Origin of the sequence: Myxococcus sp. AS-1-15 (assembly GCF_020037055.1) — a bacterium.
GTDB classification, from domain to species: Bacteria; Myxococcota; Myxococcia; order Myxococcales; family Myxococcaceae; genus Myxococcus; species Myxococcus fulvus.
In genome coordinates this window covers 60,600-83,424 of record NZ_JAIQDF010000006.1, presented here as the reverse complement: position 1 = coordinate 83,424, position 22,825 = coordinate 60,600, and the positions used below count along the sequence as shown (strand labels likewise).

Sequence of the window (22,825 nt, the reverse complement as noted above, 5' to 3'; positions counted from 1 at the left end):
GGACGGGGCTCGCAACAACGGGCCCTTCATTCGCGAGATCTAAAGGTCCGTGCAACCCTGTTGTCGTCCGGCGGCAGCCCCCGGTGGGGTGCCGCTCCTGAAGCGAGGCTGGATGCGTTCCGTCCCCACAAGGGCCCAATCAGGCCAGGCCGCGGTGGAGTCCGCCATCGTCCTGCCGCTGTTCGTGTTCCTCATCCTGGGCACGTTGCAGCTGGGGCTGATGCACCAGGCGCGGCTGCTCGCGAAGTACGCCGCGTACAAGGCCGTGCGCGCCGGCTCGCTGCACAACGCCAAGGTGGAGACCATGGAGGCCGCCGCGCTCGCGGTGCTCCTGCCCATCCTCAGCACCCGGACCTCGGGCGAGGCGGGCATCGAGGTCGTCAAGCCCGTCGGCAGCGCCCAGGAGTTCGAGACCAAGTTCGAGGAGCTGAAGAACAACCAGATGCCCGGGGCGAACCTCAAGTACGCCGAGGTCACCATCTGCGGCCCCACGCAGGAGGAGGTGTCCGGCGGCGGTGAGTTCGACTTCGACGACCCGGAGAACATCCACCCGGACGGCTGGCGGGAGAACCACCGCACCAAGCTGCGCATCCAGCTGACGCTCAACTACCGGCTGGTGGTGCCGTTCGCGGACTGGGTCATCTACAAGGCCGCGCGCGGCCGCGAGGTGCCCATGCTGATGCGCATGGGGAAGATGAAGGCGGAGGAGCAATCCAAGACGTCCACCCGTCGCTTCGGCGGCGCCGCCACGGGCGAGGGCCCCTACGAGAGCGCCGCCTCCCAGGGCATCTACATCATGCCCATCCGCACCACGTACACCATGCGGATGCAGTCCAACCTGTACCTGGGCGCCAACGCCCTGCCCGCGAGCAACGCATGCCTCTTCCCGTTCTCCTACTGAGCCGGCCCGCCCGCCGCCGCCAGCGCGGGCAGGCCATCGTCCTGGGCTCGTTGTCGTTCCTCGTCCTGGCGCTGATGGTGACGCTGAGCTTCAACCTGAGCCACGCGCTGCGCCGCAAGATGTCCCTGCAGCAGCACAGCGACACGCTGTCGTTCTCCATGGCCGTGCTGGAGGCGCGCGCGCTCAACTACTACGCCGTCAGCAACCGGGCCATCGCCAGCTCCTACGTGGCGATGAACAGCCTGCACGCGTACATGTCCGCCGCCAGCCTCACCGGCCAGATGATGCGCGCGTCGTCGAACAACTTCATGCAGATCGCCATGATTGAGTTCGGCCTGTGCGTCGCCTGCGAGTTCATGTGCGACCACTGCGAGCACATGGCGGAGGCGTTCAAGATTTCCGGCGACTTCCGCGACGCGGGCAAGGACTACGACGACAAGGTGGAGGCCTTCGAGTCCAACTTCCGTCAAGCCATGGAGGCCCTGGACCTGATGGTGGACAACATCCACACCGCCCAGCGCGAGGTCCACGACAAGACGCTCCAGGCGGTGAAGGACGGCAGGAGCCACGGCCTGGGGCAGCTGCGCGACTACACCGCGCCGCTCGCCACGGATTTGGTCTCCGCGGTGGGCTCCATCAACGCCAACGAGTTCAACTGCGCCGTGGACGGCATGGAGTGCCAGGGCAGCGAGAGCAACACCTCGCCCGAGGCCCGCGCGCGGGTGATGACGGAGATCGCCAACGCCACGCGCTCGGGCTGGCCCGCCAACCGCGACAGCCCCGGCGCAGGCGCGTCCGCCAACCTGCCCAAGTACCTCAACTCGCAGTTCTTCGATGAGCTGGACGAGATTCCGGACAACGAGGCGACGAAGCTCATCTCCGGCACCAAGGGCACCGCCAAGACGGTGAAGAGCAAGGGGCAGCTCACCCAGGGCGGCCAGTCCGGCGGCAACGACGGCACCATGGTGGCCGCGTCGGACGAGGGCAACATCTTCCACCGCTGGGAGCACGGCGTGGGCACCAGCAACTTCAAGTCGGAGGTCTGGAGCGACGACGGCGGCGGTGGCCACGTGAACAACGGCGCGCACTCCGGCCAGCACCGCTTCGAGGGCGTCAACACGCGCGCGCTCACCGGCTGCGCGGGCTCCGGCAACTGCTTCATGAAGTTCCGCGCCAACCCGGACCCGGACCGGGACTGGGGCCAGCCGCGCGTCTACAGCTACGTGTCCATGCCCTTCCGCGTGGGCAACACGCGCCAGGCGCCGTGGGAGCTCAACTCGTCCGCGCAGGTGCGCCTCACCCACGGACAGCAGGGCCAGGGCAGCCTTACCGTGGCGGCGACCGAGGGCATGGCCATGTCCAAGTCCCTGGTCTACTACCACCGCTTCGGCGAGGAGGGCTGGAAGGAGGCGCCCAACCTCTTCGCGCCGTACTGGCGCGCCAAGCTGCACCCCTTCACCAAGGGGGACGCGCAGCAGGTGCTGGACGCGGCGGGCAACTCGGACGCGGCGCAGATGTCCCAGGTGGACGGGGTGGCCCTGTGAAGACTTATGGACAACGCGCGAGGCGCGGCGCGGCCGCGGTGGAGACGGCGCTGTGCATGCTCGTCATCATCCCCGTGTTCATGTACGCGCTCTTCGTCGATGACCTGTTGAGGCACACGCTGGACTCGCAAGAGACGGCGCTGTCGACCATCTGGGACTACGCCGTCCAGGACTATCCGACCAAGCCCAAGAACCCTCCGCCCGAGGGCGGCGCGGAGGAGCCCTTCTATGGCTTCAACGGCGCCCAGTACTACGCGCGCCTCCAGTACTGCGACCACGAGTCGGGCCTGGACAGCTTCGGCCCCGGCAAGGGCCCCGAGTGCGAGAACGACGAGGGCCACCACGCCGAAGTCACCGCGCACGCGTGCTGGCTCAACCCGGGCGCGCAGCAGGTGCAGTGCACGCTGAACCAGGCGGACCCGAACGGCGGCGGCGGTGGTGGGCCCGCGGGCGCGTACAACGTGACGCTGCACCAGGCGTACATGGATGACTTCGGCAAGGGCGGCGTCATCCGCTGCTCGGCGCGCCTGGGCGTGCAGAACTACCTGTTGCCGCGCACCTTCCTCCAGGACTTCAGCCAGGTGAACCTGGCGCGCCAGACGAAGAAGAAGAGCGACGGCATCCACAGCAACGCGCAGGGCGGTGATTTGCAGGACGACCCGCGGGGCCTCGCGGGCGATGTCTACCTGCTGCCCTGGGAGCGCATCGCCATCGTGACGGACACCTGGGCGCTGACCAAGGAGGCCCGCTACGAGCCGGGCACCGAGGACAGCGACCAGGAGAACCTCTACGCGCGCGTGTCGCAGATCTACAAGAGCGGGGACAACCCGGCCTACGAGCAGATGTCCTCGGCCGCGGAGGCGTTCGTCAACGAGGCCACGCAGGAGGTGCTCAGCAGCGACATCCGCCTGGATGACATGCCGCCGGGGGATGACCCGCGCGAGGCGAGCCTCTCCATCGTCCCGTTCCCGTCCAGCGGCGGCCCGACACAGACGATGAACCAGAATGGCGGCAGCGCCACGTACTTCAACAGCGAGTGGCGGGACTGGGACCGCAACAACAACGAGAAGACGCACAACGCGCGAGGGAACAACTACCTGGGCTGCGCCCAGGCGGAGCGCTGCTGATGCCCAAGTCGTCGAGCCTGGTCATTCGCGTGCCCGCGCTGCTGTTCTCCGTGGCCGTGGTGGGCGCGTTGATCGGCTTCGCCTGGGAGGGAGCCGTCTACGGGCGGCGGGACGTGTCCGAGGAGTGGTCTCCTCCGCCCTCGTTGGATGACGCGCCTCCGGCGAAGGCGCCGGGCCGCTCGCCCGCGGAGGAGGCGGCGCTGAAGCGGGCGCTGGTGCACTTCCCGGCGTACCCGCGCGCGAGCCGCGCGGAGCTGCTCGCGGTGGACTACCTGGGGCCGGACGTGCCCATCGCGGTGGCCTGGTTCACCACGCAGGACACGCCCGAGCAGGTGCTGGAGCACTACCGCAAGGTGCTGCTCGACAACGGGCTGCCGGTGCTCGGAGAGCGGCACGGGGTGAACGGCGGCTGGGTGGGGTACTGGAGCCCGGCCACGGAGGAGATGCGGCTGGTGTCCGTGCTGGCGCAGGGCGGGGAGACCCTGGGCTTCGTGTCGGCGGGGCAGGTGGCGCCGCTGCTCAAGCGGGCCTCGAAGGTGCCGTCGTGGATGCCGCTGCCGCCGGAGCTGAGCGAGCCGGTGACGCTGTCCTTCGACATGGAGGGCGCGGCGCACCACGTGGTGTCGGGCAGGATTCCGGGGGACTCTCCCCAGGCGGTGGGGGAGAAGTACCGGGCGCTGTTGAAGGAGAAGGGCTGGGAGGTGGGGGCGGTGGAGCCGATGGACGCCGGTGGCATCGGGTTCGAGGTGATGCGGGGGACGACGATGGGTCGCGCCACGCTGCGCCTGAAGCTGCCCGAGCCGGGCGTGGAGCTCCAGCTGTCGCTGCTGCAGCGCGGGGCTGTGCCATGAAGGAGGCCGTGGTGGAGAAGTCGCTGAGGAAGCAGGGGCGTGCCCGGGGCCAGTCGATGGTGGAGTACGCCGTCGTCACCGCGGCGCTGATGGGCTTCACCGTGATGGGCTGGCCGTTCCTCGTGCAGCTGCTCAACGCGCTGCACCGGTACTTCAACTCCATCTACTACGTCATCCAGTCGCCCATTCCGTAGGGCGCCGGCGGCAACCCCTGGCCCGGGACGAGTCGCGCGCTCCTGGCGCGCTGGATTCGACCGGGCTGTTTCATTCCTGTCTGGTTGATTCGCGTTCGCGCGCGTGGGCGCCGGCTGCCTGGAGGGCGGACGGGAAACCCTTACGTGTTTTCCGAAAGACAGCCACCTCATTGCCCTCCAGGGCGATGAAGTGTCGCGGAGGCGTCGTCATGTCGTGGATTCCCCCGAGGTCGTTGCCTGTATTTGTTTGATGTGGCTGCGGGCAGGCAGGCGGGGAGGCTGGGATGGCTTTGTCCATTCATGGCTGTCATTGATGTGAGGCGCAGGACATTCCCGGTCAGGGGCGGAAGAATCGAATCCTCGGCTTTTGTGGTTCTTTCTGCGTGCGTGGTAGTGATTGATGGATGCGATGCTCCTTCCGCTTACATCTTGCGAGGGCGCAGTCCGGGCAGTCCGCGGTGGAGACCGCGATTGTCCTGCCGCTCTTCGTGTTCCTCATCCTGGGTATCCTGCAGTTGGGGCTGATGCACCAGGCGCGGCTGCTCACGAAGTACGCGGCCTACAAGGCGGTGCGGGCTGGCTCCATCCACAACGCGAACGTGCGGGAGATGGAGAAGGCGGCCCTCGCCGTGCTGCTGCCCGTGCTCGCCCAGCGCGCGTCCGGCCAGGGGGGCATCGAGTACGTGCGGCCGGTGGGCAGCGGGCAGCAGTTCGCGGACAAGTGGAAGGAGCTCAAGGACAACAAGATGGCGGACACGGAGCTGAAGTACGCCGAGGTCACCATCTGCGGGCCGACGAAGGCGGACGCGGGCGGGAGCGGCGGCGAGGTGGACTTCGACGACCCGGACAACGCCACCTCCGCTGACTGGAAGCAGAGCCACCGCACCAAGCTGCGCATCCAGGTCACGTTCAACTTCCGGCTGGTCGTCCCGTTCGCGGACTGGGTCATCTTCAACGCCGCGCGCGCCCGCGACATGCCCATGGTGATTCGCATGGGCGAGGTGAAGGGCACGGAGAAGAGCAAGGTGGCCGTCCGGAAGTTCGGGAGCGCCTCCACCGGCGAGGGCCCCTACGACGCCGCCGCGTCCAAGCGCATCTACATCGCCCCCATCCGCGCCACCTACACCATGCGGATGCAGTCGAACCTCTACACCAACACCGACGACCTGCCCTCGAGGAACGCATGCCTCTTCCCGTTCGCATACTGAGTCGCCGGCCGCGTCGCCGCTCTCCTCGCGGGCAGGCCATCGTCCTGGGCTCGCTGTCGTTCCTCGTCCTCGCGTTGATGGTGACGCTGAGCTTCAACCTGAGCCACGCGCTGCGCCGCAAGATGTCCCTGCAGCAGCACGGCGACGCGATGGCGTTCTCCATGGGCGTGCTGGAGGCGCGCGCGCTCAACTACTACGCGGTCAGCAACCGGGCCATCGCCGGCTCCTACGTGGCGATGAACAGCCTGCACGCGTACATGGCGGCCGCGAGCGTCACCGGCGAGATGCTGCGCGCGGGCGGGGTGAACTTCACGGCCATCGCCGCCTCCGAGGCCGCCAAGTGCGCCGCCTGTCAGGGGAAGTGCCCCTGCTGCCAGCACGCCGTCGAGGCGGGGCAGATCGCCGCGAAGTTCGCCAAGCAGTCCTTGATGTATGACCGGGACGTCCGGGGCCTGGAGGGCAAGTTCAAGAACGCCATGGAGGGCCTGGACCTCATGGTGGACAACATCCACACCTCGCAGCGGGAGGTGCATGAGAAGACGCTGCAGGCGGTGAAGGACGGCTCGAGCCATGGCCTCTCCCTGCTGAAGACGCAGACGGTGCCGGAGGTCAGCGACCTGGCGTCGGGGGTGGGGGCGCTCAACGCCAACGAGTTCAACTGCGCCGTGGACGGGATGGAGTGCCAGGGCAGCGTGGCGAACACCTCGCCCGAGGCGCGCGCGCGCGTGGTGACGGAGATTGGCAACGCGAGTCGCTCGGCCTGGCCCGCCAACCGCAAGGGCCTGCCGCCCAACCACCTGCACGAGAAGTTCCTCGAGGAGTTCAAGACCATCCCCAACAACAAGGGGACGCACCAGTTCGTCGGTCACTTCGGCTCGTCGAAGACGGTGCAGAACATGCTGGGCGTCTACCTGCCGGGACAGATGGGGGGCAACCAGGGGACCACCGTGGCGGCCAACGAGACGGGGGCCCTTGCCCAGTTGTCGTGGGAGGACGCCATCCCGGCGACCGCGCCCTACCTGGCCAACATCTGGAGCGACGACAGGGGCGGAGGCCACACGGTGCTGATGGCGCACTCGGGGCAGCATCGCTTCGAGGGGACGAACGCGAAGGCGCTCACGTCGTGCGCCGGCTCGGGCAACTGCTTCATGAAGTACCGCGCCAACCCCGACTCGGAACGCGACTGGGGCCAGCCGCGCGTCTACAGCTATTACACGATGAAGCTGAACGTGGGGAACCCGCGCGAGGCCCCCTGGGAGCTCAACAACTCCCGCAGCGTGAAGTTCACGCATGGCGAGCAGGGCACCGGCAGCCTGACGCTGTCCGCGGCCGATGGCATGAGCCTGTCGAAGTCCCTGGTCTACTACCACCGCTTCAAGCAGGGCGGCTGGTCGGAGCCCCCCAACCTCTTCGCGCCCTACTGGCGCGTGAAGCTGCATCCGTTCAAGCCCGATGAGGCGAAGAAGGTGCTGGAGGAGGCGGGCAACTCGGACGCGGTCGCCATCGTCGAGGCGCCGGAGGTGTCGCTGTGAGCGCCAGGACTGGGAGCCGCCTCGCGCGAGGCTCGGCCGCGGTGGAGACGGCGCTGTGCATGCTCGTCATCATCCCCGTGTTCATGTACGCCATCTTCCTGGACGACCTGTTGAAGCACGTCCTGGACGCCCAGGAGACCGTGGTGTCCACCGTCTGGGATTACGCGGTGTCGGACTACGCGGCCAGGCCGGAGGGCGGTGAGGCCTTCGCGAACTTCGGTCAGACGCAGGGCCTGGCCCGGCAGATGTTCTGTGACCACGAATCGGGGCTGGACAGCTACGGCCCCGGCAAGGGGCCCGAGTGCGACAACGACGTGCGCCACCACCAGGATGTGGTGGCCCATGCGTGCTGGCTGTATCCGGAGGCCAAGCAGGTGTACTGCTCGGTGGACCAGAACGCTGTCGGGAGCTACGGCGTCACGTTGCACGCCGCCTACATGCGGCAGTTCAACAAGGGAGGGCTCATCCGCTGCTCGGCGCGCAGCAGCGTCCAGAACTACCTGCTCCCCACGACGTTCCTCCAGGAGTTCTCGCAGGTGGACCTCGCGAAGGAGCAGAAGCAGAACAAGGGGCAGGTCCACAGCAACTCCCAGGGAGGGAGCGAGAAGGACACCTACCTGCTCCCGTGGGAGTACATCGCGCTGGTGACGGACACGTGGGCCCTCACCAAGGGCCAGAGCTTCTCGCCCGGGGAGGGACAGAAGGAGGAGGGTGACCTCTACGCGCGCGTGCAGCAGCTCTACTCGAACCAGGAGAACTCGGGCTACCCGCAGATGGCGTCCGCCTCCGAGGAGCTCGTCAAACAGGCCATCGACCGCAACCTGCTCGCCTCCAGCCTGGCGCTCAACCACACCCCCGGCGACGACCCGCGTGACGTCAGCCTCTCCATCCAGCCGCAGAACGGCGGCGCCCCGTCGCAAATCGTCATCCAGGGACTGACCCCCGCCACCTACTTCAACAACGAGTGGCGCGACTGGGAGGTGAACAACAACCAGGCCACCGCGCGGCAGCGGGGCAACTACTACATGGGCTGCAAGCAGCCGGGGAAGTGCTGATGGCCGTGCTGAACCGACGCAAGCCTCGCGGCCAGGCCATGGTGGAGTACGCCGTCGTCACCGCGGCGCTGATGGGCTTCACCGTGATGGGCTGGCCGTTCCTCGTGCAACTGCTCAACGCGCTGCACCGCTACTTCAACTCCATCTACTACGTCATCCAGTCGCCCATTCCGTAGGGGCGCTGCCTGTCTGGAGGGTGGACGGTGAATCCTTACGGGTTTCCCGAAAGACAGTCTTCGAGCTGCGGGCGGGCAGGCGGGCTGCTGGAGTGGGTTCGTCCCAATGTGTGGTTGTCATGGGTGTGCGGCGCAGGACATTGCAGGCCAGGAATGGGAGATTTGAGCCCCTGGCTTTGTGGCTGTTTCCGTGTGCGTGGTAGTGATTGATGGATGCGATGCCCCTTCCGCTCACATCCCGCGAGGGCGCAGTCCGGGCAGTCCGCGGTGGAGACCGCGGTTGTCCTGCCGCTCTTCGTGTTCCTCATCCTGGGCATCCTGCAGCTCGGGCTGATGCACCAGGCGCGGCTGCTCACGAAGTACGCGGCCTACAAGGCGGTGCGGGCTGGCTCCATCCACAATGCCAGCGTCGCGGAGATGGAGAAGGCCGCGGTCGCCGTGCTCCTGCCGATGCTGGCCAAGCGCGCTGAGGGACCCGACGGCATCGAGTATGTGCGTCCGGTGGGCAGTGGCCAGGAGTTCACGGACAAGTGGAACGAGATGGCGGGCAACCGGATGGACAAGGTTGGCCTGAAGTACGCCGAGGTCACCATCTGCGGGCCCACCCGCGAGGACCTGGGCGGTGGGAGTGGCGAGCTGGACTTCGACGACCCCGACAATGCCACCTCCGACAATTGGCGACAGAGCCAACGCACCAAGCTTCGCGTGCAGGTGACGTTCAACTACAGGCTCATCATTCCGTTCGCGGACCGGGTCATCTACTACGCGGCACGGGGGCGGGACCTGCACATGTCGCTGCGGTTGGGGCAGGTGAAGGACGATGAACGGTCCAAGGTGGCTCAGCGCAGGTTCGGGAGCGTCTCCACGGGAGAGGGGCCCTACGAAGGTGCGGCATCGAAGGGGGTCTACATCGCTCCCATCCGTGCCACGTACACCATGCGGATGCAATCGAATCTGTATCTCAATACGTCGGACATCCCCTCGAGGAACGCATGCCTCTTCCCGTTCTCCTACTGAGCCGGCCAGGGCTGCGCCGCCAGCGCGGGCAGGCCATCGTGCTGGGCTCCTTGTCCTTCCTGGTGCTGGCGTTGATGGTGACGCTCAGCTTCAACTTGAGTCATGCGCTGCGGCAGAAGATGAGCCTGCAGCAACATAGTGACTCCATGTCGTTCTCCATGGCGGTGCTGGAGGCCCGGGCGCTCAACTACTACGCGGTCAGCAACCGGGCCATCGCCGGCTCCTACGTGGCGATGAACAGCCTGCACGGCTATATGGCCGCCGCGAGTGTCACGGGCGAGATGCTGCGGGCGGGCAAGGACAACTTCGACAAGATCTTCCGTATCGAGATGGCCTTGTGCGTCGCCTGCCGCTTCTCGTGTGACCACTGCAAGCATGCCGCTGATGCCGAGAAGATCGCCAATCGGTTCGAAAAGGATGCGCTGATGGTCGACAGCAACGTCCGCGGCCTCGAACCGAGCTTCCGTACGGCGATGCAAGGCATGGACCTCATGGTCGACAACATCCATACGTCCCAGCGGGAAGTGCATGAGAAGACCCTCCAGGCCGTCAAGGATGGCTCGAGCCATGGCTTGTCCAGACTCAAGGGGGATACCGCCCCCAATGTCAGTGAGCTGGCATCGGCGGTCGGGAGCCTGAACGCCAACGAGTTCAACTGCGCCGTGGATGGCATGGAGTGCCAGGGAAGTGTCGCCAACACGTCGCCCGAGGCGCGTGCCCGCGTGGTCACGGAGATCGGGAATGCGAGCCGCTCGGACTGGCCTGCCAACCGCAATGGCAAGCCACCCAAGCATCTTCACCCGGACTTCCTCAAGAAGCTCAAGGACATCCCGGGCGAGGGCAATTACACGGTGCTCCAGCATGACGGCTCCGCCAAGGCGGTGCAGAACAAGTCCAGGGTCTTCAGCGAGGGCTCAAGGAGTGGAAACCAGGGCACCACCATCGCCGGCGCCGAGAAGGGCTCTGTCCAACACCAGTGGAAGCACAACGTGGTGTCCTCGGACTACGACACCGTCGTCTGGAGTGACGCCAATGGTGGAGGTCACGAGAACGGCGGTCGGCAGCATGTGGGGCAACACCGCTTCGAGGGGACGAACGCGAAGGCGCTCACGTCGTGCGCCGGCTCGGGCAACTGCTTCATGAAGTACCGCGCGAACCCGAGCTCGGCCCGCGACTGGGGGCAGCCCCGGGTCTACAGCTACTACTCGATGAGGCTGAACGTAGGGGACCCTCAGACGGCGCCCTGGGAGCTCAACAGCTCGCGCTCCGTCAGGTTCCAGCACGGCGGGCAGGGCAGGGGGAGCCTGACGTTGTCGGCGGCCGATGGCACCGCCATGTCCAAGTCGCTCGTGTATTACCACCGCTTCAAGCAGGGAGGCTGGACGGAGGCGCCCAACCTCTTCTCCCCCTACTGGCGCGCCAAGTTGCACCCCTTCACGGCGCCCGAGGCGAAGCGGGTTCTCGAGGATTCGGGTAACTCCGATGCGTCGACCATCGCGGATGCACCGGGGGTGTCGCTGTGAGGACTCGGACGAGACGAGGGACGAGGAGCGCTCGGGGCTCAGCCGCGGTGGAGACGGCGCTGTGCATGCTCGTCATCATCCCCGTGTTCATGTACGCCATCTTCCTGGACGACCTCCTGCGCCACACGTTGGACGCCCAGGAGACCGCGCTGTCCACCATCTGGGACTACGCCGTGTCGGATTACGCGGCGGAGCCGACGGGGGGAGAGGCCTTCGCGGGTTTCGGCCAGACGCAGGGACTCGCGCGACAGATGTATTGCGACCATGAGTCGGGAATCGACAGCTATCAGACCGACCCACCCGAGTGTCGGCTGCGGACCATGCATCACCATCAGGAATTGGTAGCCCATGCCTGCTGGATGCATCCCGAGGCGCAGCAGGTGGAGTGCACGGTCGACCAGAACGCTGTCGGAAGCTACGGGGTGACGCTGCATGCCTCGTACATGCGCCAGTTCAATCGAGGTGGGCTCATCCGATGCTCGTCGCGCAGCGGCGTCCAGAACTACCTGCTCCCGACCACCTTCCTCCAGGAGTTCTCCCAGGTCGACCTCGCGAAGGAGCACAAGGATGGCGACGTCCACGACAACGCGGAGGCCAAGGGCGATCGAAGCAAGGATACCTACTACCTCCCTTGGGAGCGCATCGCCCTGGTCACCGACACGTGGGCGCTGACGACGCCGCAGAACACGGAGCCTGGCGTGAAGGACACCGAGCCGACCAACGTCTACGTGCGCGTGGCTCACATCTATTCGAGCCAGGAGAACTCGGGCTTCACTCAGATGTCTCCCGCCGCGGAGCAGTTGGTCCGGCAGGCCATCCAACGGAAGTTGCTCGATACCTCCCTGCAACTGGACAACGATGCCGGAGATGACCCGCGCAACGTGAGCATTTCCATCAAGGCCCAGACTGGAAGCAACGCGCCCACCCAGCGCATCGACCAGGGCGATGGTGCCGGCACCTACTTCAACAACGAGTGGCGCGACTGGGAAGCCAACAACAACCAGGCCACGGCGCAAGCGCGCGGCGAGTACTACATGGGCTGCCAGCAGCCGGGGAAGTGCTGATGGCCTCGCTCACGCGACGCAATCGCCGAGGCCAATCCATGGTGGAGTACGCCGTCGTCTCCGCCGCCTTGCTCGGCATCACCACGGTGGGCTGGCCCTTCCTGGTCCAGCTCCTCAACGCGCTGCACCGCTACTTCAACTCCATCTACTACGTCATCCAGTCCCCCATCCCGTGAGGGAGGGGGACCGGGCACACACCGCTACGGCGTCACGGTGGTGACGAACTCCGCCTTGCCGCCGGCGACCTTCAGTACGACGGCCTCCTTCACCGCGTCGCGGTTGGCGTCCAGCGTGATTCGCCCCGCGACGCCCGGGAAGTCCTTCGTCACCGCGATGGCGTCGCGCAAGGACGGGCCGCTCAGGTCCGGGGCGCGCTTCATCGCCTCCACCAGCACCCGGCCCGCGTCGTACGCCAGCGCCGCCACGCTGTCCGGCACGCTGCCGTAGCGGGCCTTGTAGCGCGCCAGGAACGACTGGAGCACCGGGTCCGGGTTGCCCGGCGAGTAGTGGTTGGAGAAGTAGCTGCCCTCCAGCGCGGACCCGCCCAGCTCGAACAGCTTGTCGGAGTCCCACCCGTCGCCGCCCAGGAGCGGCACCTTCAGCCCCACCTCCCGCGCCTGCCGCGCGATGATGCCCACGTCCGTGTAGTAGCCCGGCACGAACACCGCCTCCGGCTTCAACTGCTTGATGGCCGTCAACTGCGCGCGGAAGTCCGTGTCGCCCTTCGAGTAGCTCTCCGTCCCCACCACCTGTCCGCCGAACTCCTGGAACTTCGCGGTGAAGACGTTGGCGAGCCCCATGGAGAACGCGCTCTTGTTGTCCGTGAGCACCGCCACCCGCGACAGCTTCAGGTTCTCGCGCGCGAACTTCGCCATCACCAGGCCCTGGAACTCGTCGATGAAGCAGACGCGGAAGATGTAGTCACCCTTCTTCGTCACCTCGGCGCTCGTCGACGTGGGCGTAATCATGGGCACCTTGCCCGCCTGCGCCTTCTCCGCCATCGCCATGGACACCGACGAGGCCGCCTCGCCAAGAATCGCCACCACCTTGTCCTGGGTAATCAGCCGCGTCGCCGCCTGCGCCCCTTCCTCCGGGCGTCCCTGGCTGTCGTACACGCGCACCACCACCTTGCGGCCCTTCACGCCGCCGGCGGCGTTGGCCTCGTCCAGCGCCAGCTCGATGCCGTTGCGCGCCGACACGCCGAACGTGGCCTCACTGCCCGTGAGGCTGCCCACCTCACCCACCACGATGGGGCCCGAGTCCCCGCCCGCCTGCGCCTGAGCGCCCGGCTGGGTGGGCGCCTGCGCTGGAGTGCCCTCCTGGGAGCCTTGGGGAGCCGTGGCCTGGCCGCTCGGCGGGGCGTCGGTGGGGGTGGGCGCGGACTTCTTCTCACAGCCCGCCAGACTCAGTGCCAGGGTGGCCAGGAGCAGCAGATGACGCATCGGCGGATTCCCTCCAGGTGACAAGGGCCTCACCCTAGCCCTGTCCCAGAAGCCCTCCAACCGCAGGGCCGCCCGCCTTCCGTCAAAATGCAATGTGGACTGAAACGGTCCAGATTACATATGACGCCCCGGCGGGCTGGAGGGCCCGCGTGGGAATGGACCCAGAGAGGAGAGAGCGTCCCGCATGCTTCGGATGAGCAAGATGACCGACTACGGCATCGTGCTGATGACCGAGCTGGCTCGCGCGGAGGGTGGCACCCGCACCACTCGCGAGCTGGCGGCACGCACCCGTGTGCCATTGCCCTCGGCCAGCAAGGTGCTCAAGGGCCTGCTTCAAGCGGGCCTCGTGGTGTCCCACCGCGGCGCCAACGGGGGCTATGGCCTGGCGCGGCCGCCAGCGTCCCTGTCGCTGGCGGAGCTGGTGGCCTCGCTGGAGGGCCCGGTGTCGCTCACCGAGTGTGGCGTGCACCCCACCGGCGGCGCGCCCTGTGAGCTGGAGGCGGTGTGCCAGGTGCGCGGCCACTGGCGCCTCATCAATCAGGCCATCCAGGAGTCGCTGGCGCGCCTGACGCTGGCGGACCTCATCGCCCCGGCGCCGCGCATGCCCGAGCGGCTGGTGGGCCTGGGCGTGCCCTCGCGGCCCACGAGCCCCAACGCCCCCCCGACGACTTCATCCGTGACAGGAGCACGCTCATGACCACCGACACCCTCCAGGAGCTGACGCGCCGCCCGTACGCGGCGGGCTTCGTCTCCGCCGTGGAGGCGGACACCTTCCCGCCCGGCCTGAGCGAGGACGTCATCCGCGCGCTGTCCGAGAAGAAGGGCGAGCCGTCCTTCCTGCTCGAGTGGCGCCTGAAGTCCTACCGTCACTGGCTCACGCTGCGCGAGCCCACGTGGCAGGCGGTGACGTACCGCCCCATCGACTACCAGGCCATCAGCTACTACTCGGCGCCGCGCTTCAAGCCGAAGAAGGACAGTCTGGACGAGGTGGACCCGGAGATTCTGCGCACCTACGAGAAGCTCGGCATCCCGCTCGAGGAGCAGAAGCGCCTGCAGAACGTCGCGGTGGACGCGGTGTTCGACTCGGTGTCCGTGGCGACGACGTTCAAGGACAAGCTCGCCAAGGCGGGCGTCATCTTCTGCTCGTTCTCGGAGGCGGTGCGCGAGCACCCGGAGCTGCTCAAGAAGTACCTGGGCACGGTGGTGCCGCACTCGGACAACTTCTTCGCGGCGCTCAACTCGGCGGTGTTCAGCGACGGCTCGTTCGTCTACGTGCCCAAGGGCGTGAGGTGCCCGATGGAGCTGTCCACGTACTTCCGCATCAACGCGGCGGAGACGGGCCAGTTCGAGCGCACGCTCATCGTCGCGGACGAGGGCTCCTACGTGAGCTACCTGGAGGGCTGCACGGCGCCCCAGCGCGACACCAACCAGCTGCACGCGGCGGTGGTGGAGCTGGTGGCGCTCAAGGGGGCCACCATCAAGTACTCCACGGTGCAGAACTGGTACCCCGGCGACGCCGAGGGCAAGGGCGGCATCTACAACTTCGTCACCAAGCGTGGCATCGCGCACGAGAAGGCGAAGATTTCGTGGACGCAGGTGGAGACGGGCTCGGCCATTACGTGGAAGTACCCGAGCGTCATCCTCAAGGGGGATGACTCGGTGGGCGAGTTCTACTCGGTGGCGCTCACCAACAACCTGCAGCAGGCGGACACGGGCACGAAGATGGTGCACATCGGGAAGAACACCCGCTCCACCATCGTGTCCAAGGGCATCAGCGCGGGCCGGGGACAGAACACGTACCGGGGGTTGGTGAAGGTGCTCAAGAGCGCCCAGGACGCGCGCAACTATACGCAGTGCGACTCGCTGCTCCTGGGTGACAAGTGCGGCGCCCACACGGTGCCGTACATCGAGGTGAAGAACGCGTCCGCGCAGGTGGAGCACGAGGCCTCCACGTCGAAGATTGGCGAGGACCAGCTCTTCTATTGCAGGCAGCGCGGCATCTCCCAGGAGGACGCGGTGTCGATGATTGTGAATGGCTTCTGCCGGCAGGTCTTCAAGGAGCTCCCCATGGAGTTCGCGGTGGAAGCGCAGAAGCTGCTCGGAGTGAGTCTGGAAGGGAGCGTGGGGTAGGTCATGGCGCTGCTGTCGGTTCGGAATCTGCACGCCCGCGTGGGCGACAAGGACATCCTCAAGGGCATCGACCTGGAGGTGGGCGCCGGTGAGGTGCACGCCATCATGGGGCCCAACGGCTCGGGGAAGAGCACGCTGGCGAGCGTGCTCGCGGGGCGTGACGCCTACGAGGTGACGCAAGGCGAGGTGCTGCTCGACGGCAAGTCATTGCTGGAGCTGTCGCCCGAGGCTCGCGCGGCGGAGGGCGTGTTCCTGGCCTTCCAGTACCCGGTGGAGATTCCGGGCGTGGGCAACCTGCACTTCCTGCGCACGGCGCTCAACGCGCAGCGCCGGGTGAAGGGGCTGGAGGAGCTGGATGCGATGGACTTCCTCCAACTCGCCAAGGAGAAGTCGAAGCTGGTGCAGCTGGATGCGGCCTTCATGAACCGCTCGGTGAACGAGGGCTTCTCCGGCGGCGAGAAGAAGCGCAACGAAATCTTCCAGATGGCGGTGCTGGAGCCGCGCCTCGCCGTGCTCGACGAGACGGACTCGGGCCTGGACATCGACGCGCTGCGCACGGTGGCGGGGGGCGTGAACGGCCTGCGCTCCAAGGACCGCGGCATGGTGCTCATCACCCACTACCAGCGGCTGCTCGACTACATCGTCCCGGACAAGGTGCACGTCATGGCGGCGGGCCGCATCGTCCGCTCGGGCGGGCGCGAGCTGGCGCTGGAGCTGGAGGAGAAGGGCTACGGCTGGCTGGGCCTGGAGGGTGGCAAGGGGGCGCCGAAGGGCGGGGAGGTCCGGCGATGACGCGCTACCTGGACGTCGCCTCGCGCTTCCAGAAGGAGTCCGCGAGCGCGCCCGCCTTCCTGCGTGCCCTGCGTCAGGAGGGGCTCGCGCACTTCGAGCGGCTGGGCCTGCCGACGACGAAGGACGAGGCGTGGAAGTACACCAACGTCTCGCCCATCGCGGAGGGAGGCTTCACGCCCGTGTCGGCGCTGCGTGACAGCGCGGTGCTGGCGCCGGTGGTGGACAGGCTCGCGCTCGTCGGTGGACCCCGGCTGGTCTTCGTCGACGGACGCTTCGCTCCGGAGCTGTCGAGCGTGACGGGGCTGCCGCGCGGGCTGACGGTGAAGCCGCTCGGCGTGGCGCTGACGGAGGACGCGGCGCTGCTCGAGGCCCACCTGGGGCAAAGGGCGCGAGCGTCGGAGCAGGCCTTCACGGCGCTCAACGCGGCGCTGCTGGAGGATGGGGCGCTGGTGCACCTGTCGAAGGGCGCGCTGAGCGAGGTGCCCGTGCAGCTGGTCTTCCTGACGCGCGGCGACGCCGCCGTGCTGGCGAGCCCGCGCGTGCTGGTGCTCGCGGAGGAGGGCAGCGAGGGCACGCTGGTGGAGACGTACGCCAGCGCGAGCGGAGGCCCCGTGGCCACGTTCACCAACGCGGTGACCGAGGTGACGCTGGGGGACAACGCCAGCCTGAAGCACTACCGCCTCCAGTCGGAGGGGGACGCGGCGCTGCACGTGGGCGGGTTGCACGTGAAGCAGGGGCGCGACAGCCGCTTCGTCTCGCACACGTTCGCCTTCGGCGGCGTGCTGGCGCGCAACGAGGTGCACGTCTCCTTCGCGGGCAAGGGTGGCGACGCGACCCTCAATGGCCTGTACGTGGGGCGCGGGACGCAGCACCAGGACGTGCGCACCGCGCTGGACCACGCGGTGGCGGACTGCACCAGCCGCGAGCTGTACAAGGGCGTGCTGGATGACCGGGCGCGCGGCACGTTCCACGGTCTGGTGAAGGTGCGGCAGGACGCGCAGCGCACGGACGCGCGGCAGCAGAACCGCAACCTCCTGTTGTCCGAGCACGCGCAGGCGGACACGCGGCCGCAGTTGGAGATTCTCGCGGACGACGTGAAGTGCGCGCACGGCGCGGCGGTGGGGCGGCTGGACGCGCAGGCGCTGTTCTACCTGCGCTCGCGAGGCATCCCCCAGGCGGAGGCGGAGCGGCTGCTCACGTATGCCTTCGCCCGTGAGCTGGTGGAGGCGGTGCCGGAGGGGCCGGTGCGCGCGAGCGTGGAGTCACTGCTGGCCCAGCGGTTGCCGGGCGCGGCCCGGACGGAGGTGACGGCATGAGCACGTTCGACGTGCAGCAGGTGCGCGCGGACTTCCCCCTGCTGCGGCAGGAGGTGCGGGGCCGTCCCCTCGTCTACCTGGACAGCGCGGCCACGGCGCAGAAGCCGCAGGCGGTCATCGACGCCATCGTCCGCTTCTACCAGCACGACAACGCCAACGTGCACCGGGGCGTCCACATCCTCTCCGAGCGCGCCACGGAGGCGTACGAGGGCGCGCGCGAGACGGTGCGCGGGTTCCTCAACGCCCGGGACGCGCGCGAAATCATCTTCGTGCGTGGCACCACCGAGGCCATCAACCTCGTCGCGCAGACCTACGGCCGCAAGCACATCGGCGCCGGGGACGAGGTGCTCATCACGCAGATGGAGCACCACGCCAACATCGTCCCCTGGCGGATGCTGTGCGAGCAGACTGGCGCCACGCTCAAGGTGATTCCGGTGGATGACCGGGGCGAGCTGGTGATGGACGCGGTGGACGCGCTGCTCACGGACAAGACGCGCATCCTCGCGGTGACACACGTGTCCAACGCGCTGGGCACGGTGAACCCGGTGAAGGAGCTGACGCGCCGGGCGCACGCGAAGGGCATCCCCGTGCTGGTGGACGGGGCGCAGTCGGTGACGCACTTCCCCGTCGACGTGCAGGACCTGGGCTGTGACTTCTACGCCTTCAGCGGGCACAAGACGTTCGGCCCCACGGGCATCGGCGTGCTGTACGGGCGGCTGGAGCGGCTGGAGCCGATGCCTCCGTACCAGGGCGGCGGGGACATGATCCTCTCCGTGACGATGGAGAAGGTGACGTACAACCGCGTGCCGCACCGCTTCGAGGCGGGGACGCCGAACCTGGAGGGCGCGGTGGGGCTGGCCGCCGCCATCCGGTATCTGCAGGGCGTGGGGCTGTCCGCCATCGCCGAGCACGACCGGGAGATGATGGCCTACGCGACGGCCGTGCTGGAGTCGGTGCCGGGGCTGCGGCTCATCGGCACGGCGCGCGAGAAGGCGGGCGTGCTGTCCTTCACGCTGGAGGACATCCACCCGCACGACGTGGGCACCATCCTGGACCGCGAGGGCATCTGCATCCGCACGGGCCACCACTGCGCGCAGCCGGTGATGCAGCACTTCAAGCTGCCGGCGACGGCGCGGGCGTCGCTGGCGCTCTACAACACGCGCGAGGACGTGGACGCGCTCGTGCGCGGGCTGCACAAGGTGAGGGAGGTGTTCGGATGAGCTCGGGCTCGGATGATTTGAAGGACCTCTATCAAGAGGTGGTGCTGGAGCACTCCAAGCGGCCGCGCAACTACCGCGTGGTGGAGGGCGCCAACCACGAGGCGGCGGGGCACAACCCGCTGTGCGGAGATCAGCTCTCCGTGACGATGAAGATGGAGGGAGACGTCATCCGCGACATCGGCTTCCAGGGGCAGGGCTGCGCGATTTCACGCGCGTCCGCGTCGCTGATGACGGGGGCGGTGAAGGACAAGTCGCGCGAGGAGGCGGAGGCGCTCTTCGCGCTGGTGCACAAGCTGGTGACGGAAGGGCCGGAGTCGGTGGACCTGGACGCGCTGGGCAAGCTCGCGGTGCTGTCGGGCGTGAGCGAGTTCCCCGCGCGGGTGAAGTGCGCGAGCCTGGCGTGGCACACGATGCGCGCGGCGCTGGCGGGACACAGTGAAGCGGTCTCCACGGAGTAGGGAAGGAGGGAGCGGACCATGCGAGGCGTGACGGCGATGCTGGAGCGGGAGGTCCCCGCGACCATCATCCCCAGCGGTGACAGGGTGGTGCTGCCGGAGGGCGCGGAGCTGCGGGTGATGCAGACGCTCGGCGGCAACATCACGGTGCAGGACCCCTACGGGCAGCTCTTCCGCATCGACGAGAAGGACGGCGCGGCGCTGGGCGAGGAGTACGCGCCCAAGGAGAAAGCCGCGGGCGACCCCAGCGAGTTCCACGAGGAGCAGGTCTGGGAGCAGCTGCGCACGGTGTATGACCCGGAGATTCCGGTGAACATCGTGGAGCTGGGCCTGGTGTACGCGTGCAAGGCGGAGCCGCTGCCGGAGGGTGGGCAGCGCGTGGACATCCAGATGACGCTGACGGCGCCCGGCTGCGGCATGGGGCCGGTGCTGGTGGATGACGTGCGCACCAAGGTCAGCGGCGTGCCCGGCGTGAAGGAGGCCCACGTGGAGCTGGTGTGGGACCCGCCCTGGGACCAGAGCCGGATGACGGACGTGGCCCGGTTGCAGCTCGGGTGGATGTGACTCCCTGATTCGAGCCCACCGCGGGCCTCGTGCCCGCGCGTGTCGAGACCGCGGAGCGATACTTCTGCCCCCGAGTTGCTCTTGATGTCCGGATTGCGGAGGATGCCGCCGGCTCGGTCGTCCTTCGCTCGCACACCTTCTCGACACCAGGAGGTCTGCCATGAAGTCTCTGAAGCTGTGGCTGTGGGCTTGCGCCGTCAGTCTTGTGGTGGGGTGTGGCGGAGTGCCCGCCGAGACGACGGTCGACGAGGGCGATGCCCTGACCTCCGCTTCGGAGGCGCTGGTGGGCTGTTACGCCTCCTGCTCGGATGGCACCACCGTCACGTGTCCGACGACGCCCGTCACCTGCACTTCGACGAACTACGTGAGCGTGGTCTGTGATGGCACGACGTACGCGTGCCCGCCCACGGGCTGCCGGCCTGGGATGCCGACCTGCTCCTTCGCGCGGACCAAGATCTGCCTCGACCTGTCCACCTTCTCCTGCTGCGATGACGGGGAAGTGGGGGAGTGCACCTGCCGGCAGGTGGGTGGAAATCCCCGCTGCCTCTGAGCGGCGCTCGACCTCGTCGGGCCCGAGGAGGGCCGTGGAACGCACCACGGCCCTCGCGCGCTTCAGCGTGAAGCCGCCAGCCGGCGCACGCCGAAGCTGATGGCCGCGGTGGCCAGGCTGCCCGCGAGCAGCCGGGGCCAGCGCCGTCCGGACTCCTCCGTCGTCGGGTGGTAGCGCGCGGCCACGGGGTGCTCGTCCTGGGCCTGGCGCAGGCGCTCGCGCACCTCGGGCATCTTCTCCGCGAAGAGCTCCACCATGGCGCGCTCGAAGGCGGGCAGGTCCTGCGGCCCCCGGCTGGAGACCCAGTTGTCGTCGCGCACCAGCTCGTCGTCGCGCCACAGGGCGCCGGAGTTCTTCACGTCGTCCTGGATGCCGGGCCACGACGTGAGCGTGCGGCCCTCGGTGAGGCCCGCCGAGATGAGCAGCCACGGCGCATGACAGATGATGGCCATGGGCAGGTTGAGCGAGTCCGCGTCGTGGACGAAGTCCTTGGCCAGCGCGCTCTGGCGCAGCGTGTCCGGGTTGATGAGCCCGCCGGGCAGCAGCACCGCGTCGAAGTCCGCGGCCTTCACGTCGCGCAGCGTGGCGTCCACGCGGACCTTCTTGCCCGGCAGCATGTGGTTCATGCCCCGGATATGGCCGGGCAAGAGCGACACGATGGTCACCTCCGCGCCCTGGCGCTGCAGCTTCTTGACCGGACGCGTCAGCTCCACCTGCTCGAAGCCGCTCGTCGCCAGCACCGCCACCCGCAAGCCCTTCAGCTTCTTCATCACGCGCTCCCCGGTTCCGTGGACGACCCCGAGACTGTGCACGCCAGCGCCATCCGGCACGGGGGACGGAGCGGACGGGAAGGCCCTTCGTCTGTGGCCTGCTCATCGCCTGGAGGGCAGGCAGGGGGCCGTCGTTGTGCCCTTCGGAGCGCCGTGCTACCGACGCGGGCACATCGCCTGCGAACACGCGTGTCGTCACCTCATACGCGTCGTCTCGCGGGTCCCGCTGGAGGTCACGGAATGTTCGCTTCCCTGCCGTCTCTTCCCCGAAGCCTCGTCGCGGGGACCGCGCTGTTCCTCCTGCCCGTGGGCTGCACGAGCACCCAGGGCGCGCGGGTCGATGACGCCCGACTCACCCAGGAGGGCTCGGCTGCTCGCAAGCCCCGATGGGGGCTGGTCATCCACGGCGGCGCGGGCGTCATCTCGCGCGAGAACCTCTCGCCCGAGCGCGAGGCCGAGGTCCGCGCGGCGCTCCAGCAGGCCCTCGCGGCGGGACATGGCGTGCTGGCCCAGGGGGGCACGAGCCTGGACGCGGTGAGCGCGGCCATCCGTGTCCTGGAGGACTCTCCGCACTTCAACGCGGGCAAGGGCGCGGTCTTCAACCACGACGGCGTCAACGAGCTGGACGCGGCCATCATGGACGGCAGGACGCGCTCGGCCGGGGCTGTCGCGGGGCTGCGTCACGTGAAGAACCCCATCGACCTGGCGCGCCGGGTGATGGAGCAGTCGCCGCACGTGATGATGATGGGAGAGGGCGCGGAGGCCTTCGCCAAGGCGCAGGGCGTGGAGCTGGTGGACCCGAAGTACTTCTACACGGAGGAGCGCTGGCAGGGCCTCCAGCGCGCGCTGGAGAAGGAGCGCGCGACGCCCGCTCCGGGCACGACGCCCTCCACGCTGCGGCCCGGCCATGACCCGGTGACGGGGGACCATAAGTTCGGCACCGTGGGCGCGGTGGCGCTGGACCAGGCCGGCAACCTCGCGGCGGGCACGTCCACGGGCGGCATGACGAACAAGCGCTACGGCCGCGTGGGGGATTCGCCCATCATCGGCGCGGGCACCTACGCGGACCCTCGCTGCGCGGTCTCCGCCACGGGGCACGGTGAGTTCTTCATCCGCTACACCGTGGCGCGCGACATCTGCGCGCGCGTCGAATACCAGGAGCTGCCCCTGCCCGAGGCCGCCAACCTGGTCGTCAACGACGTGCTGGTGAAGGCGGGAGGCGAGGGCGGCGTCATCGCGATGGACCGCGATGGGAATGTGGCGATGCCGTTCAACTCCTCGGGCATGTATCGCGGCTACGTGGGCGAGGACGGTCAGCCCCACGTGGCCATCTTCAAGGAGCCTGAGGCGTCGAGGTAGCGCGGGCGCACTGTCGGGGCGGTGACGAAGAATCC

The 22,825-nt window shown here is 68.0% G+C and carries 24 protein-coding genes; 22 read left to right on the top strand and 2 right to left on the bottom strand.

What is annotated here, in order from left to right; translation table 11 throughout:
- Positions 1-112 precede the first annotated feature (112 nt).
- The 13 genes from K8625_RS18245 (at position 113) to K8625_RS18185 (ending at position 12,368) form a co-directional block, all read left to right on the top strand.
- A complete protein-coding gene (locus K8625_RS18245; RefSeq protein ID WP_223783407.1) occupies positions 113-901 on the top strand; it encodes a TadE/TadG family type IV pilus assembly protein in 789 nt (262 codons plus the stop codon).
- On the top strand, positions 877-2,445 hold the full coding sequence (locus K8625_RS18240) for a hypothetical protein (protein ID WP_141327687.1): 1,569 nt from the start codon (positions 877-879) through the stop codon (positions 2,443-2,445). Before K8625_RS18245 ends, K8625_RS18240 begins: the two co-directional genes overlap by 25 nt.
- Positions 2,442-3,572 carry a hypothetical protein gene (locus K8625_RS18235; protein WP_223746221.1) on the top strand — a complete coding sequence of 377 codons (1,131 nt, stop codon included), beginning with the start codon at positions 2,442-2,444 and terminating at the stop codon, positions 3,570-3,572. Before K8625_RS18240 ends, K8625_RS18235 begins: the two co-directional genes overlap by 4 nt.
- A complete protein-coding gene (locus K8625_RS18230) occupies positions 3,572-4,423 on the top strand; it encodes a hypothetical protein (protein WP_223783621.1) in 852 nt (283 codons plus the stop codon). The genes K8625_RS18235 and K8625_RS18230 overlap by 1 nt, the downstream gene beginning before the upstream one ends.
- 11 nt (positions 4,424-4,434) lie before the next feature.
- Positions 4,435-4,617 carry a hypothetical protein gene (locus K8625_RS18225; RefSeq protein ID WP_141327720.1) on the top strand — a complete coding sequence of 61 codons (183 nt, stop codon included), beginning with the start codon at positions 4,435-4,437 and terminating at the stop codon, positions 4,615-4,617.
- Between the two features lie 404 nt (positions 4,618-5,021).
- Positions 5,022-5,825 carry a TadE/TadG family type IV pilus assembly protein gene (locus K8625_RS18220; RefSeq protein WP_223783406.1) on the top strand — a complete coding sequence of 268 codons (804 nt, stop codon included), beginning with the start codon at positions 5,022-5,024 and terminating at the stop codon, positions 5,823-5,825.
- On the top strand, positions 5,801-7,357 hold the full coding sequence (locus K8625_RS18215; RefSeq protein WP_223746225.1) for a hypothetical protein: 1,557 nt from the start codon (positions 5,801-5,803) through the stop codon (positions 7,355-7,357). The genes K8625_RS18220 and K8625_RS18215 overlap by 25 nt, the downstream gene beginning before the upstream one ends.
- On the top strand, positions 7,354-8,412 hold the full coding sequence (locus K8625_RS18210; RefSeq protein WP_223746226.1) for a hypothetical protein: 1,059 nt from the start codon (positions 7,354-7,356) through the stop codon (positions 8,410-8,412). Before K8625_RS18215 ends, K8625_RS18210 begins: the two co-directional genes overlap by 4 nt.
- A complete protein-coding gene (locus K8625_RS18205; protein WP_223746227.1) occupies positions 8,412-8,588 on the top strand; it encodes a hypothetical protein in 177 nt (58 codons plus the stop codon). The genes K8625_RS18210 and K8625_RS18205 overlap by 1 nt, the downstream gene beginning before the upstream one ends.
- Positions 8,589-8,801: 213 nt before the next feature.
- A complete protein-coding gene (locus tag K8625_RS18200; protein ID WP_223746228.1) occupies positions 8,802-9,605 on the top strand; it encodes a TadE/TadG family type IV pilus assembly protein in 804 nt (267 codons plus the stop codon).
- Positions 9,581-11,128, top strand: a complete 1,548-nt coding sequence (locus tag K8625_RS18195; RefSeq protein WP_223783405.1) for a TadE/TadG family type IV pilus assembly protein — start codon at positions 9,581-9,583, stop codon at positions 11,126-11,128. The genes K8625_RS18200 and K8625_RS18195 overlap by 25 nt, the downstream gene beginning before the upstream one ends.
- A gap of 65 nt (positions 11,129-11,193) precedes the next feature.
- A complete protein-coding gene (locus K8625_RS18190; RefSeq protein WP_223746230.1) occupies positions 11,194-12,192 on the top strand; it encodes a hypothetical protein in 999 nt (332 codons plus the stop codon).
- On the top strand, positions 12,192-12,368 hold the full coding sequence (locus K8625_RS18185) for a hypothetical protein (RefSeq protein WP_194869318.1): 177 nt from the start codon (positions 12,192-12,194) through the stop codon (positions 12,366-12,368). Before K8625_RS18190 ends, K8625_RS18185 begins: the two co-directional genes overlap by 1 nt.
- 24 nt (positions 12,369-12,392) lie before the next feature.
- Here the strand turns inward: K8625_RS18185 and K8625_RS18180 are convergent, their stop codons facing one another.
- A complete protein-coding gene (locus tag K8625_RS18180) occupies positions 12,393-13,634 on the bottom strand; it encodes an ABC transporter substrate-binding protein (RefSeq protein ID WP_223746231.1) in 1,242 nt (413 codons plus the stop codon).
- A gap of 184 nt (positions 13,635-13,818) precedes the next feature.
- Here K8625_RS18180 and K8625_RS18175 point away from each other — a divergent pair, with 184 nt between their 5' ends.
- From K8625_RS18175 to K8625_RS18140, 8 genes are all read left to right on the top strand, one after another.
- Positions 13,819-14,331: an SUF system Fe-S cluster assembly regulator gene (locus K8625_RS18175; RefSeq protein WP_223746232.1), complete on the top strand. Its 513-nt coding sequence runs from the start codon at positions 13,819-13,821 to the stop codon at positions 14,329-14,331.
- Positions 14,328-15,764: a Fe-S cluster assembly protein SufB gene (gene sufB / locus K8625_RS18170; RefSeq protein WP_223783404.1), complete on the top strand. Its 1,437-nt coding sequence runs from the start codon at positions 14,328-14,330 to the stop codon at positions 15,762-15,764. The genes K8625_RS18175 and sufB overlap by 4 nt, the downstream gene beginning before the upstream one ends.
- Before the next feature lie 3 nt (positions 15,765-15,767).
- On the top strand, positions 15,768-16,556 hold the full coding sequence (gene sufC, locus K8625_RS18165; protein ID WP_223783403.1) for a Fe-S cluster assembly ATPase SufC: 789 nt from the start codon (positions 15,768-15,770) through the stop codon (positions 16,554-16,556).
- Positions 16,553-17,872: a Fe-S cluster assembly protein SufD gene (gene sufD, locus K8625_RS18160; protein WP_223783402.1), complete on the top strand. Its 1,320-nt coding sequence runs from the start codon at positions 16,553-16,555 to the stop codon at positions 17,870-17,872. The genes sufC and sufD overlap by 4 nt, the downstream gene beginning before the upstream one ends.
- Positions 17,869-19,092, top strand: coding sequence for a cysteine desulfurase (locus K8625_RS18155; RefSeq protein WP_223783401.1), 1,224 nt, complete (start codon positions 17,869-17,871; stop codon positions 19,090-19,092). Before sufD ends, K8625_RS18155 begins: the two co-directional genes overlap by 4 nt.
- Entirely contained in the window at positions 19,089-19,550 is a 462-nt protein-coding gene (gene sufU, locus K8625_RS18150) for a Fe-S cluster assembly sulfur transfer protein SufU (RefSeq protein ID WP_141327708.1), read from the top strand. Before K8625_RS18155 ends, sufU begins: the two co-directional genes overlap by 4 nt.
- Before the next feature lie 18 nt (positions 19,551-19,568).
- A complete protein-coding gene (gene sufT / locus K8625_RS18145) occupies positions 19,569-20,111 on the top strand; it encodes a putative Fe-S cluster assembly protein SufT (protein WP_141327710.1) in 543 nt (180 codons plus the stop codon).
- 160 nt (positions 20,112-20,271) lie between these two features.
- Positions 20,272-20,661, top strand: a complete 390-nt coding sequence (locus tag K8625_RS18140; protein WP_223746237.1) for a hypothetical protein — start codon at positions 20,272-20,274, stop codon at positions 20,659-20,661.
- A 62-nt stretch (positions 20,662-20,723) separates the two neighbouring features.
- On the opposite strand, the gene K8625_RS18135 is transcribed toward K8625_RS18140, so the two are convergent.
- Positions 20,724-21,431, bottom strand: a complete 708-nt coding sequence (locus K8625_RS18135; protein ID WP_141327712.1) for a type 1 glutamine amidotransferase domain-containing protein — start codon at positions 21,429-21,431, stop codon at positions 20,724-20,726.
- A 240-nt stretch (positions 21,432-21,671) separates the two neighbouring features.
- Here K8625_RS18135 and K8625_RS18130 point away from each other — a divergent pair, with 240 nt between their 5' ends.
- Positions 21,672-22,790 (top strand): isoaspartyl peptidase/L-asparaginase family protein, encoded by a 1,119-nt coding sequence (locus K8625_RS18130; RefSeq protein WP_223783400.1) that lies wholly within the window; start codon positions 21,672-21,674, stop codon positions 22,788-22,790.
- The last annotated feature ends 35 nt before the right edge of the window (positions 22,791-22,825 follow it).

Coding starts and splice junctions, on each gene's coding strand:
- K8625_RS18245 (WP_223783407.1), top strand. CDS start 113: ATGCGTTCCGTCCCCACAAGGGCCCAATCAGGCCAGGCCGCGGTGGAG.
- K8625_RS18240 (WP_141327687.1), top strand. CDS start 877: ATGCCTCTTCCCGTTCTCCTACTGAGCCGGCCCGCCCGCCGCCGCCAG.
- K8625_RS18230 (WP_223783621.1), top strand. CDS start 3,572: ATGCCCAAGTCGTCGAGCCTGGTCATTCGCGTGCCCGCGCTGCTGTTC.
- K8625_RS18220 (WP_223783406.1), top strand. CDS start 5,022: ATGCGATGCTCCTTCCGCTTACATCTTGCGAGGGCGCAGTCCGGGCAG.
- K8625_RS18215 (WP_223746225.1), top strand. CDS start 5,801: ATGCCTCTTCCCGTTCGCATACTGAGTCGCCGGCCGCGTCGCCGCTCT.
- K8625_RS18205 (WP_223746227.1), top strand. CDS start 8,412: ATGGCCGTGCTGAACCGACGCAAGCCTCGCGGCCAGGCCATGGTGGAG.
- K8625_RS18200 (WP_223746228.1), top strand. CDS start 8,802: ATGCGATGCCCCTTCCGCTCACATCCCGCGAGGGCGCAGTCCGGGCAG.
- K8625_RS18195 (WP_223783405.1), top strand. CDS start 9,581: ATGCCTCTTCCCGTTCTCCTACTGAGCCGGCCAGGGCTGCGCCGCCAG.
- K8625_RS18190 (WP_223746230.1), top strand. CDS start 11,194: ATGCTCGTCATCATCCCCGTGTTCATGTACGCCATCTTCCTGGACGAC.
- K8625_RS18185 (WP_194869318.1), top strand. CDS start 12,192: ATGGCCTCGCTCACGCGACGCAATCGCCGAGGCCAATCCATGGTGGAG.
- K8625_RS18180 (WP_223746231.1), bottom strand. CDS start 13,634: ATGCGTCATCTGCTGCTCCTGGCCACCCTGGCACTGAGTCTGGCGGGC.
- K8625_RS18175 (WP_223746232.1), top strand. CDS start 13,819: ATGCTTCGGATGAGCAAGATGACCGACTACGGCATCGTGCTGATGACC.
- sufB (WP_223783404.1), top strand. CDS start 14,328: ATGACCACCGACACCCTCCAGGAGCTGACGCGCCGCCCGTACGCGGCG.
- sufC (WP_223783403.1), top strand. CDS start 15,768: ATGGCGCTGCTGTCGGTTCGGAATCTGCACGCCCGCGTGGGCGACAAG.
- sufD (WP_223783402.1), top strand. CDS start 16,553: ATGACGCGCTACCTGGACGTCGCCTCGCGCTTCCAGAAGGAGTCCGCG.
- K8625_RS18155 (WP_223783401.1), top strand. CDS start 17,869: ATGAGCACGTTCGACGTGCAGCAGGTGCGCGCGGACTTCCCCCTGCTG.
- sufU (WP_141327708.1), top strand. CDS start 19,089: ATGAGCTCGGGCTCGGATGATTTGAAGGACCTCTATCAAGAGGTGGTG.
- sufT (WP_141327710.1), top strand. CDS start 19,569: ATGCGAGGCGTGACGGCGATGCTGGAGCGGGAGGTCCCCGCGACCATC.
- K8625_RS18140 (WP_223746237.1), top strand. CDS start 20,272: ATGAAGTCTCTGAAGCTGTGGCTGTGGGCTTGCGCCGTCAGTCTTGTG.
- K8625_RS18135 (WP_141327712.1), bottom strand. CDS start 21,431: ATGAAGAAGCTGAAGGGCTTGCGGGTGGCGGTGCTGGCGACGAGCGGC.
- K8625_RS18130 (WP_223783400.1), top strand. CDS start 21,672: ATGTTCGCTTCCCTGCCGTCTCTTCCCCGAAGCCTCGTCGCGGGGACC.